We start from the raw sequence: 11161 nt of genomic DNA on the forward strand, positions 1-11161 counted from the left end.
ACCGCCGCGCCGGCCGGGCGGATCGGCGGCACCGCGCCGTCCAGCCTGACCAGCGGCGTCCCGAGGTCCAGCCGCATGCCCGCCGACGCCGGCGGCGCCGGGGACGCCCCGTAGCCCTCCGCCCACAGCGCCGCGACGACCCGCCGCAGCTGCGCCATGCCGTCGCGCTTCGGGACGTTCACCGCCATCGCCAGGTGCTCGCGGGCGCCGAGCCGGTCGCCGACGAACCCCGTGAGGCTCCCCGGCCCGACCTGCACGAACGCCCGCACGTGCGCCGTCCCGTACAGCTCCTCGATCAGCTCGCTGAACCGCACCGGCTCCAGCAGGTGCCGCGCGACCAGGTCCCGGACCGCGTCCGCGCCGGACGGGAACGGCGCGGCCGTCGTCCCCGACCACAGCGGGAAGCGCGGCTCGCGGATCTCCAGCGCCTCGAACGACCGCTGCACCTGCTTCTCGTACGCCTCCGCCAGCGGCGTGTGGAACCCGGTGCGGAACGGCAGCTCCTGGCCGAGGACGCCCTCGGCCGCCAGCCGGCCCAGCACGTCCCGGACGTCCTCGGGCGGCCCGCAGACCACCGACTGGTGCGGGCAGTTGTCGTGGCTGACGTACAGGCCGGGCCGCCCGGCGATCGCCTCCTGCGCCCGGTCCGCGCCGCAGCCGAGCGCCCCGTACACCACGTCGGGGACGTCCAGCCCGTCGCGGTCGAGCGCCCGCACGAACGCGTCGACGGCGGCCGGGTCGTACATCCCCGCGACGATCATCGCGGTCCACTCGCCGAGGCTGTGCCCCGCCGCGACGTCCGGTTCGACGCCCAGCTCGGCGAGCGCGGCGGCGAGCAGCCGGCCCACCGCGATCACGTCCGCCGCGTGGCCGAGCAGGTCGGTGCGGCCCGTCGGCTCCGGCCTCGGCATCCCGAAGTGCTCGGCGACGTCGTCCACGCGCGGCTCGAACGCCGGCTCGAACCCCGGGAACAGGAACGCCAGCCGCCCGCCTTCGGCGAGCAGGGGCCGCGGGGCGAACCACACGTCGCTGCGTCCCCGCCACGGCGTCCCCCGCTGGACGACCGCCCGCGCCAGGTCCAGCCTGCGCGCGGTCGGCCCGACGATCGCCAGGCGGACCGGCAGGTCGGGCGGGCTCTCCCCCGCGCGCGCGAGCAGCTCCTCGTCGGGCACCGCCAGCAGCGACGCCAGCTCGTCGGTGGTGCGGGCGGCCAGCCTCAGCACGCCCTCCTCCGAGGACGGCGCGTCCAGCCGCCTGCGCCTGCGCGCCCGCCCCGCCGGAGGCTCCTCCAGGATCACGTGCGCGTTCGCGCCGCCGAACCCGAACGCGTTCACCACCGCGCGGCGCGGACCGCCCGCCGGCCGCTCCCACTCCGCCGCCTCCCGGACGACCCGCAGCCGCCCGCCGTCCAGCGCCGGATGCGGATCGTCCACGTGCAGCGTCGGCGGCAGCACCCCGTCGCGCACCGCGCACGCCGCCTTGATCAGCCCCGCCATCCCCGCCGCGGGCATCGCGTGCCCGATCATCGACTTCACCGTGCCGAGCCCGACCGGCGCGCCGTCGGTCCCGAGCACCCGGCGCATCGTCGCCAGCTCCGCCTCGTCACCCGCCGGCGTCGCCGTCCCGTGCGCCTCCACCAGGCCCAGCGCGCCCGGCGCCCGCGGGTCCAGGCCCGCGTCCCGCCAGGCCCGCTCCACCGCGAGCACCTGCCCGTCCACCAGCGGGCTCATGATCCCGGCCGCCCGGCCGTCGCTGGACGACCCCGTCCCGACCACCACCGCGTGGATCCGGTCGCCCGCCCGCACCGCGTCCCGCAGCCGCTTCAGCAGCACCACCCCGGTGCCCTCCGCCAGCAGCGTCCCGTCGGCGCCCCGGTCGAACGGCCGGATCGTCTCGCTGGGGCTCAGCGCCCGCAGCTGGCTGAACACGCTCCACACCGTCGCGTGATGCGCGTGGTGCACCGCGCCCGCCAGCATCGCGTCCGCCTCGCCGCTCCGCAGCGCCCGCACCGCGTGCTCCACCGCCAGCAGCGACGACGCGCACGCCGCGTCCACCGTGTACGCCGGGCCGCGCAGATCGAACCGGTTCGCGATCCGCGCCGCCGCGAAACTCGGCACCAGCCCCACCGACGCGTCCGGGCCGTCCGGCCCGACCCGCGCGCAGAACGCCCGCCGGATCTCCTCCAGCCGGTCCGCGCCGAGCTCCGGCAGCAGCTCCGCCAGCACCCCCGCCACCTGGTGCGACGTCCGCACCCGCTGGTCGAACCGCGCGACCCCGGGGGTGATGTAGCCGCCCCGGCCGATCACGACCCCGACCCGCGTCCGGTCCGGCAGCCGGTCGTCGCCGCCCGCGTCCGCGATCGCCTCCGCCGCCGCCCGCAACGCCATCAGCTGGTCCGGCTCCATCCCCGGCACCGACGCCGGCATGATCCCGAACCGCGCCGGATCGAACGTCGCGAGCTCGTCCACGAACCCGCCGCGGCGACAGTAGAACCGGTCGCACTCCGGCGCCCGCCCGTAGGCGTCCGGGTCGTAGTAGACCGCCGGGTCCCAGCGGCCGGGCGGCACCTCGGTGATCGCGTCGATGCCCGCCAGGACGTTGCGCCACAGCTCCGCCGCCGAACCGGCCCCGGGGAACACCGCCCCGGCGCCCACGATCGCGATCGGCTCCCCCGTCACCGGACCGTCCCGGTGAACACGACCTGCGTCTCGTCCCCGTGCGCGATCTCCCGCAGCAGCGCCGCCACGCCCGCGTCCGGATCGATCAGCCCGATCCCGCGCCGCCCGTACTCGCGGGCCAGCTCCGGCGACACCATGCCGCCGCCCGCCCACGGACCCCAGTCCGCCACCAGCACCCGGCCGCGCAGCCGCGTCCGCCACACGTGCGCGAGCGTGTCGCACGCCTCGTTCGCCGCCGCGTAGTCGGCCTGCCCCCGGTTGCCGTGCACGCCCGCGACGCTGCCGAACACGACGAAGAACCCGACGTCGGGCCGCACCGCCGCCGCGAGCGCCGACGCGCCGTCCACCTTCGTCCGGTACACCCGCTCGAACGACTGCGGCTCCTTGTCCCGGACGAGCCGGTCCTCCACGACGCCCGCGCCGTGGACCACCCCGTCCAGCCGGCCGTGCCGCAGGTACACCCGCTCCACCACGTCCCGGACCACCCGGGGTTCCCGCACGTCGCCCGCGTGGTAGCGGACCGACGCCGCGTGCTCCTTCAGCGCGTCCAGATTCGCGCGGATCTCCCGCTCCGCCAGGATGCGCCGCACCGTCGCCTCGATCTCCGCGGGCCGGCGCCCGCCCTGCGCGACCAGCGCCCGCCGCAGCCCCGCCTCGTCCGGGACGTCCGGGAACGACGCCGGACCCACCGGCTCCAGCGTCCGCCCCATCACCTCGATGTGGCAGCCGGCCGTCCGCGCCAGCTCCAGCGCGACCCGCGCGGTGACGCCCCGCGCGCCCCCGGTCAGCAGGACGACGCCGTCCGGCCCCAGCGGCACCCGCGCCTCGCCGCGCAGCTCCACCGGAACCACCCGCATCGTGTGCCGCAGGTCGCCCTCATGCCCGACGACCACCGGGCCCCGGGCGTCCAGCAGCTCGGCCAGGATCCGCAGCGCGATCGCCCGCGGCGTGTCCTTGGTGTCCACGTCCAGCGCCCTGACCAGCGTGTCCGGGTACTCCTGCGCGACCGTCGCGGCGAGCCCGCGCAGCCCCGCGCCCGGCCCCGGGTCCCCGATGCCGCCGCCGTCGAACGCGCGCCCGAACGTCCCGCCGGACCCGCTCGCCACGACCAGCCACCGCAGCCCGCCCACCAGCGCGTCGCGGATCCCCGCGTACGCGTCCGGCAGCATCGCCGTCGCGCCCGGCCGCAGCGCCGCCAGATGCACCAGGCCGTCGCACTTCCCGTCGACGTCCAGCGGCGTCCGCACCCGCGCCCCGTGCCGCTCCAGCAGGTCCGCCAGCTCCAGCGCGACGCCGCATCCGTCGTCCACCACCACGAACGTCCGCCCGTCGAACACCGTCCCGGTGTCCGACGGGACCGGCAGCGCCTCCAGGTCCGCCGTCCTCACCACCTGCCGGACGACGCGCCGGGCCCGCTCCCCCGACGGCCGGACCCGCCCCGCGAGCACCCTGCGCGCCCCCGTCGGCTCCCCGCCCCGCTGGACGGGCGTCCCGCCGCGTCCGAAGAGCCCCGTCTGCGCGTCCTCCCCGCCGAGCGCGGCGACCCCGTCCCCGCCGAGCCGCACGACCTCGACGGCCGCCTCACCGGCGGGCCGCCGATCCGCGTCGTCCGCGTCCGGCCGCACCTCACCGGCGGGCGCGTCGTCCGCCTCACCGCCAGAGCCCTGCGTCTCAGGCACCCGGGCAGACGGCACCGCCCCGTGGCTCCCCGAACCACCGGCCCGCTCACCGCCGCCCTCGGAGACGGGCGCCGCAGTGGGCGACTCACCTCGATCCGTGGACGCACCGGCAGCACCGCTCATCGCCTTGCCCGGACGGGCCTCCGTGCTCGGCGACTGCTCCGGGGTTCCTGCGGTCGAGGGCGTCTCGGCGTCGCGGGGCGCGGCGTCCTGCGGCTGGCCGGTCTGTGGCGGTGTCGCCGGGCGGGGGCGTTCGGTGCCGCCAGCGGTCTGGACGTTCGGCGCCTTCGGGGTGGTCTCCGGATCGCGGGGCCTCGCGGGACGCGGCGCCGGGGCCGCCGACCGTTCGGGGCCGCCGGGGCGGGGCGCCGACTGGGGCGGGACGGCGGGGCGCTGCTGGCCCTGCGCCGACGGCAGGCGGGTGCGGAGCCAGTCGACGATGTCGCCGATCGTGGTGAGGCGGGTGAGCTGCTCGATGACGGCGTCCGGGGCGGTGAGGCCGACGCGCTCGGTGACCTCGCCGATGATGACGGTGCGCTTGATGGAGTCGATGGACAGGTCCGCCTCGAGGTCGAGGTCGGCGCCCAGCATGGACTCGGGGTAGCCGGTACGGGCGCTGATCACCGACAGGACGGTGGCGTGGACGTCGCGGGGCGGTTCGGGCGCGGCGGAGTGCAGGGGCAGGGTCTCGCCGGGCAGGACGGGGCGGGGCGCCGGGATCGGCGCGGCGGGCACGCCGGGGCCGGCGGGCTCGGCGGGCTCGGCGCCGAGGTGGCGGAGGATGACCTCGCGCTGCGCGGCGATCAGTTCGCGGCCGGCGCGCAGGTATTCCAGGACGGCGGTGTCGGAGCCGGCCGGGCGGGCCGGCGCCGCGGCGGGGACGCGCTCGGCGGGCCGGAGCGCGCCCGCCGGGTAGCCGCCGTCGGCGGTGCGGACGAGGTGCCCGTTGACGCTCCAGCCGGGCGCGGCGGGGACGGACGCGGGGTCGAGGACGCGGGCGTCGCGGCCCGCGAACAGCGGCAGCGGGTCGACGGGGACGCCGGCGGCGGCGAGGTCGGCGAGGGCGTGCAGGAGCCGTTCGACGGAGCCGTCCTCGGCGGCGTCGCAGGCGACGGCCGTGTGCGGGCGGTCGCCGAGGATGCGGCGGGTGAGGCCGGTGAGGACGCGTCCCGGTCCGGCCTCGACGAAGGTGCGGGCGCCCGCCTCGTACATCGCCTCGATCTGCTCGACGAACCGGACGGGCGCGGCGACCTGCCCGGCGAGGGTCGCGGCGAGGTCGGCGGGGTCGCTGTCGTAGGGGGCGGCGGTGGTGTTGGACCAGACGGGGAACGCGGGCGAGCGCAGGTCGCGTCCGGCGAGGGCGGTGCGGAGCGTGCCGGACGCGGCGGCGACGAGGGGGCTGTGGAAGGCGCAGGCGACCGGCAGGCGCTCGGCGGCGAGGCCGCGTTCGGCCAGGACGGCGAGGGCGCGGGCGACTCCGGCGGTCGTGCCGGACACGACGACCTGGTCGGGCGCGTTGTGGTTGGCGACGACGATCTCGGAGACGCCGGAGACGGCCTCCCTGACCTGCCGGAGCGGCGCGGCGACGGCGGCCATGGCGCCGGGGTCGGTGCCGGCGGCGGCGAGGATGGCCTCGGCGCGGGCGGCGCTGAGCTCGATCATGTCGGTGTCGTCGAAGACGCCGGCGGCGCAGAGCGCGACGAGCTCGCCGTAGCTGTGCCCGGCGGCGAGGTCGGGGTGCACGCCGACGGCGGTGAGCAGGCGGTGGACGGCGAGGCCCGCGATGCCGAGGGCGGGCTGCGCGACCCGGGTGTCGGTGAGCGCCTCGCGCTGCCGGCGGGCCTCGTCGGGGCCGAACGCGGCGGGCGGGAACATCACGGGCGCGTAGCGTCCGCCGGCGAGGCGGAGCAGGCGCTGCAGGCGGGGGAAGGCGACGAAGAGGCCGGCGAGCATGCCGGGCCGCTGGCTGCCCTGCCCGGGGAACAGGAACGCGACCTGCCCGGGGTCGCCCGACCGGCGGACGTGCACGCCGGGCGCGGTGCGGAACTCGGCGGCGGCGGCGAGCTTGCCGCGCAGGTCGTCGAGGCCGGTGGCGACGACGGCGACCTGCACGCGCCCTTCGGCGGACGCGCAGGTCCGCGCGAGGTCGCGCAGCCGGGCGGACGGCGCGTCCAGCAGCCGCCGGAGCCGCGCGATCTCGGCGCGGGCGGCGGTGCGGTCGGCGCCGCGGATCAGGAACAGCTCGGCGGGCCATTCGGCGAGCCCGGACACCGGTTCGGGGCCGCCGTCGTAGCCGGCGAGGACGGCGTGGAAGTTGGCGCCGCCGAACCCGAAGCCGCTGACGCCGGCGTACCGGTCGCCGGGGCGGGCGGCCCAGGGCCGCGCGGTCGTCCCGAACGCGAACGGCCCGTCCGCCTTCCAGGCGGCGTTCGGGCTGGTCAGGTGCAGGGTGCCCGGGAGGACGCCGGTGTGCAGCGCGTACGCGGTCTTGACGAGCCCGGCGAGCCCGGCGGCGCACTTGGTGTGGCCGATCTGCGACTTCACGGAGCCGAGCGCGACGGACCCGGGCGCGGCGGCGGAGAACGCGGCGGTGAGGGTGGCGAGCTCGGTGCGGTCGCCGACCTCGGTGCCGGTGCCGTGCGCCTCGACGAGCCCGACGTCGGACGGGCGGACCCCGGCGCGCTCGTAGGCGCGGTCGAGGGCGAGCCGCTGGCCTTCGGCGCGGGGCGCGGTGAGGCCGAGGGAGCGGCCGTCGCTGGACCCGGCGACGGCCTTGACGACGGCGTAGACGCGGTCGCCGTCGCGTTCGGCGTCGGCGAGGCGCTTGAGCACGACGCAGGCGACGCCCTCGCCGAGCGCGATGCCGTCGGCGGCGGCGTCGAACGGGGCGCAGCGTCCGGACGGCGACAGCGCGCGGACGGCGGAGAACATCAGGTAGTCCTGGATGCCGTTGTGCACGTCGGCGCCGCCGCACAGCACCATGTCGCTGCCGCCGGTGGCGAGTTCCTTGCAGGCGGCGTCGAGGGCGGCGAGGGACGCGGCGCACGCGGCGTCGACGGTGTAGTTGGCGCCGCCGAGGTCGAGCCGGTTCGCGATGCGCCCGGCGATGACGTTGGTGAGGACGCCGGGGAAGGAGTCCTCGGTGGGTTCGGGGAGCTGCTCGTCCAGGCCGGGCGGGACCTCGCCGTAGTAGGACGGCAGGGCGGCACGGAGGCCGTAGGCGGTGGCGAGCTCGTTGCCGCCTTCGGCGCCGAAGAACACCGACGTGCGGGACCGGTCGAACGGGCGGTCGGCGTATCCGGCGTCCTTCAGCGCGCGCGCCGCGACCTCCAGGGCGAGGAGCTGGATCGGCTCGATGCTGCCGAGCGCGCTGGGCGGGATGCCGTAGGCGAGCGCGTCGAACGGGACGTCCGGCAGGAACCCGCCCCACTTCGACGGGGTCTTGCCGGGCTCGGACGGGTCGTAGTGGATCGCCGGGTCCCAGCGTTCGGCGGGCACCTCGGTGACCGAGTCGACGCCGCCGACGATGTTCGCCCAGTAGGCGTCGGCGTCGCGGGCGCCGGGGAAGACGCAGCCGACGCCGACGATCGCGATGTCGGCGGGGCGGGCGGCGGTGGACGCGGCGGCGCGGTCCCCGGCGATGCCGAGGTCGGCGGCGCGCGCGGCGAGCAGCGCGGTGGCGCCGTCCGTGACCTCTTCGTGCAGGGCGGCGGCGGTGGTCGTGGAGTCGCGCAGGGCCGCGACGTCCCCGATCATGTAGAGGCCCTCGGCGCGCTGCTCGTCGGGCCCGACGGGGGCGGACCGGCGCAGGCCCTTGCTGGCGATGCGCAGCCGGCCGAGGTTGAGGCGTTCGAGCTGCCGCCACATGTCCTGGCGGGACGTCCCGGCGGCCTCCAGCTCGCGGCGCGCCTCGGCGAACCGCTCGACGTAGGGGGTGCGGGCGCAGCGGGTCGCGTGCCCGGGCGAGGTCTCCAGCAGCGCCGTCCCCGCGCACTCGACGGCGGCCTTCTGGAACCCGGGCAGGATCGCCCCGGCCGCGACCGCCTCGGCGGTGAACAGGTAGGCGGTGCCCATCAGGACGCGGACGTCGGCGCCGCGCTCGGCGAGCGGCCCGGCGAGCGCGGCGACCATCGCGGCGGACCGCGCGTCGTGGATCCCGCCGGCGAACATCACCGACAGCTCGGCCGGGTCGCCGCCGAACGACATGAGCCGCTCGACCTGCGCCTCCCACAGCGGGAAGCTCGCGCGCGGCCCGACGTGCCCGCCGCACTCCTGCCCTTCGAAGACGAACTTGCGGGCGCCTTCGGCGAGGAACCGCTCCAGCAGCTCCGGCGAGGGGACGTGCAGGTACGCGCTGACGCCCGCGTCCTCCAGCGCCGCGGCCTGCGCGGGCCGCCCGCCGGAGACGATCGCGTACGGGGGCGCGGCCTCGCGGACCGCGGCGAGCTGCGCGTCGCGGACCTCCGGCGGCGCGAACCCGAGGACGCCGACGCCCCACGGCCGTCCGGCGAGCCGGTCGGCGGTCTCGCGCAGCAGCGTCCGCACCCGGTCGCCGTCCATCAGCGCCAGCGCCAGGAACGGCAGGCCGCCCTCCTGCGCGACGGCCGCGGCGAACGCCGAACGGTCGCTGACCTGCGTCATCGGCCCCTGGACGACCGGGTACTCGGGGCCGTCCGGGGTCTGCCGGGACGCCAGCGGCGCGGCCTGCACGGCGGCCCGCAGGTGCTCGGCGATCCCCTCGCGGACGGCCTGGACGACGCCGCCGGCGGTGCGGTGCCGGGCGGCGAGCGCGGCGGCGAGCGGCGCGTCCTGCCCGGCCGGCAGCAGCCGCGACCGCAGCCCGGTCGCGCCGAGCCGCGCGCTGGCCTCCGCCGGGGTGAGGCCGGCGAGCCCGATGTCCGGCAGGTCGGGGCGCGTGTAGACGCGGTGGCCGTGCACGACGCGGGTCTCCGAGCCGTCCATCGCGGTGAGCGCCGCGGCGACGTCGGCGGGCAGGTCCATCTCCCGGACGAGCGCGAGCTGCACGTCCAGGACGACGCCCGCCGCTCCCCCGGCGACGGCCGCGGCGGCGGTACGCGGGCCGATGCCGCCGGCGGCGAGCACCGGGACGTCCACGGCGCCGTCCGCGAGCAGCCGCTGCAGCAGCACGAACGTGGTGAGGTCGCCGACCCGGCCGCCGGCCTCGCGGCCCCGGGCAATGAGCGCGGTCCCGCGCGTCCCGGGGAACCCGCCGGCGACGGGCAGCACCGCGGCGGCCTCGGCGGCGTCCACGACCTCGACCAGCAGCCGGCGTCCGCGCGCGAACCCGGCGATGTCCAGCGAGTCGTCGGCGAGCAGCGCCGGGGCGTCGAACAGCACGGTGTCGACGGCGTCCGGCAGCTCCTGCGGGCGGACCCGGCAGCCCGCCGGGACCCGCACCCCGAACCGGCCCGCCCACCAGCGGTGGACGTCGGCGAGCGCGGCCAGCGCCGGCTCCCGGTCGGTGCCGAGGTCGAGCACGCCGTGCCCGCCGGCGCGCGCGACGGCCACCGCGACGTGCGGCGCGGGGCGGCCGAACGGCGTGACGCCGACGATCTCGGTCCCGGGCGCCCGGCGTTCCGGGGCGGCCGGGACGGCCCTCGCCTCGTCCCCGCCCGCCGCCGTGTCCCTGTCCGCGGCCATGCACTGCCCCCCGACGCGTCCCGCGCGGCCCGGCCCGGCGACCGCGCGGCTGGTGACCCTCGCTCTCGACAACGGTCGGCAACACTACGGTCAGTGAGCGGCCGAGCACGGGGGCGACACACCCGGGGACGCGCTGATGGCGGCACCGCAAAGGACTTTGGACGCTTCCTTGGCCTGCGGAAGACCCGCGGCCGACCCGACCGGGCGGTCATCCCGGGGACGGGGTGGGACCGGGCTAGCCGGTGACGGCGGGCGCGCGGCGCTGCCGGCGGATCCCGTGCCGGACGGTCCCCTCGTCCAGCCAGCGGTCCAGGTGCGCCCACGTGGTCGTCCGCGCGGACCGTCCGGTCAGCACGTCGAGGTGGCCGCCGGAGGCGACCTCGAACCGCACCTTCGGCGCGCCCGGCAGCAGCCGGATCAGCGGCAGGACGGACCGGACCGGCGCGACGCCGTCGCCGCGCCCCGCGATGGCCAGAACCGGCACGCCGACGCGGCGCAGCTCGACCCGGCGGCCGTCGATCTCCAGGACTCCCGCGGCCAGCGCGTTCTCCTGGAAAAGGGCGCGCTGAATACGCCGCGCGGCGCGCCCGGAGAATCCGGGAACGGCTTCGGTGAATTGATCGACGGCTTCGATCTGGGCGAGGAGATCGGCATTGTCGAGGTGCGTCAGCGTCCGATAAGGGCGGAGCAGCCCTTTGTCGATTCCGGTCGCCCGGCGGACCCGTTTCAACAGCGCGCCGGGGACGCCGCCGAACGGCGTGCCGAACACCTCCGCGGCGGCGGCGCGGGCGAGCCCGGGCCACGGCGGCGGCACGGACAGGTGCGGCACCGGCAGGCGCGACACGGACAGGTGCGGCACGGGCAGGTGCGGCACGGGCAGGTGCGGTGAGGGCAGGTGCGGTGAGGGCAGCCGCACGGGCAGCCGCGCCGCGCGGACGTCGACCGGCGCGGCGATCGCGGCGACGGACGCGATCGGCAGGTCCGGGTCGTCGGCGGCGGCGAGCAGCGACACCACCCCGCCCAGGCACCAGCCGACGAGCTGGACCGGCTGCCCGCCCGCGTCGCGGCTGACCGCGCGGATCGCGTCCGGCAGCAGGTCGCGGACCCATTCGCGCAGGCCGGCGTCGTGTCCGGCCCGGCCCG

General features: G+C 77.9%; 3 protein-coding genes. All 3 read right to left on the bottom strand.

The genetic code is table 11. The features are described 5' to 3' along the window. On the bottom strand, nt 1-2678 hold a 2678-nt coding region (locus tag ABZ914_RS37095; protein WP_500199026.1), incomplete at its 3' end, for a beta-ketoacyl synthase N-terminal-like domain-containing protein. Continuing rightward, nucleotides 2675-10018, bottom strand: a complete 7344-nt coding sequence (locus ABZ914_RS37100; RefSeq protein WP_500199027.1) for an SDR family NAD(P)-dependent oxidoreductase — start codon at nt 10016-10018, stop codon at nt 2675-2677. The genes ABZ914_RS37095 and ABZ914_RS37100, both read right to left, overlap by 4 nt. A gap of 235 nt (nt 10019-10253) precedes the next feature. Then, on the bottom strand, nt 10254-11161 hold a 908-nt coding region (locus ABZ914_RS37105; protein ID WP_500199030.1), incomplete at its 5' end, for a hypothetical protein.

The sequence above is a fragment of the Spirillospora sp. NPDC046719 genome (assembly GCF_040645715.1).
Classification (GTDB): domain Bacteria; phylum Actinomycetota; class Actinomycetes; order Streptosporangiales; family Streptosporangiaceae; genus Spirillospora.